Annotated in this window: 3 protein-coding genes; 1 reads left to right on the forward strand and 2 read right to left on the reverse strand. The window is 29.8% G+C overall.

Annotated features, from left to right (window positions below; genetic code table 11):
- Positions 1-265: alpha/beta hydrolase family protein (locus tag GJV76_RS15800; protein WP_196216248.1), on the forward strand; the 265-nt coding region annotated here is incomplete at its 5' end.
- 62 nt (positions 266-327) lie between these two features.
- Here the strand turns inward: GJV76_RS15800 and GJV76_RS15530 are convergent.
- Together GJV76_RS15530 and GJV76_RS15535 are read right to left on the reverse strand one after the other, a co-directional pair.
- On the reverse strand, positions 328-483 hold the full coding sequence (locus GJV76_RS15530) for a hypothetical protein (RefSeq protein ID WP_155093488.1): 156 nt from the start codon (positions 481-483) through the stop codon (positions 328-330).
- Positions 484-953: 470 nt separating this feature from the next.
- The gene (locus tag GJV76_RS15535) at positions 954-1,235 is read right to left on the reverse strand and encodes a hypothetical protein (RefSeq protein WP_155093489.1); all 282 of its coding nucleotides are present in this window, start codon (positions 1,233-1,235) and stop codon (positions 954-956) included.
- Positions 1,236-1,329: the final 94 nt, after the last annotated feature.

The raw sequence follows: 1,329 nt of genomic DNA on the forward strand, positions 1-1,329 counted from the left end.
GACTGGACTTCTGGATGAAAATGTATATTGGGAAAATACCCGTAAAATGTATATTGCACTTCTGCGATATAAAAAACCTACCATTGCTCTTTTTTATAACGATATGGATCACGGGGGAGGTTTTGATGCCCCAAAACAAACAATCGACCTGGTTCATCGTGTTAATGATTGGTTTGACTATTTCTTAAAAGACAAACACGATCGAAAATGGATTGAAGAAGGTATTAAAAAGCCCTACTCATGGAATCAATTAGATGATTTTTAATAAAAAGGTAGAAGACGCTAATTGGCGTCTTCTACCTTTTTATTAATATCTTTCAAACTCTTTTATTGAATAATCTCAAAAAGAGGAAGATACCTCCCTTGATTAGAATTCCAACCATACATACGCTCATTCTGACCATCTACATCTTCATAATAAGGAAACTCAGAAATTTCAAAAGAACAGATTCCCAGATTTGTTATACCTGCTTCAGGATACAAATTTCCAACTTTATAATGAAGTTTTCCTGTATAGGGAGCCTGAGCTAATACCGCGGTTTATTTAACAGTTTGATTGTTATTATTACTAGCATTCACAGGGAATGCACCTACACTTAGCATTGCAACCACAGCTAATGCCATAAGTAGGTTTTTTATTGAGTTTTTCATAATTGTAAAATTTAAGTTAAATCAACAAGTATTATACTAGTTGAGGGGAAATTTCGTTTTTTAAGATTAGTAAGTTAAAATAGCAGCAACTGGTTTATTAAGCTTCTAAACCAAATAGATATAACGCATAATATCTCTAGAAAATATAATGGTAGCAAGGCTATTTAATCATTAATAAGAATAATATCTTATTAGTAATCAAATATTTACTTACAAAATTCATTAAAATAAACTATAGAAAAGTAAAGTTTGTGGATCAAAGAGTAAAGAATTGACAGAAAAAAGTAAAGAATCGTGATAAACTATTCTTTAAAGAGATTGGGGTTTTGAAAATCTAAAGGAGAGAATGGTTGATTCACACTAAATTTCTTGTAAAAACTAACCTTTGAACCATGCCAATGTTGATCAATAATAATCTGAATATCTGTATTGCTGATTAGAATCATACTTAAACACTCTTGTAAACGAATCCAAGTATAGTAATCATATACTGAAGTTCCCATATATAACTTAAAATCACGAAAATAAGTATGATTAAAAAAGATTTTATTCTCTATCAATGTACTATCCTCAGGTATAACCATAGAAAATGAAGACTTTTGTAAATCGTCAGCAAAAAGTAGACAGTTAAGATACTAAAAATAAGATAGTGTTTTCAAAAAATGATAACTTTATAAT

The organism is Myroides albus (assembly GCF_009711045.1).
GTDB classification, from domain to species: Bacteria; Bacteroidota; Bacteroidia; order Flavobacteriales; family Flavobacteriaceae; genus Flavobacterium; species Flavobacterium album_A.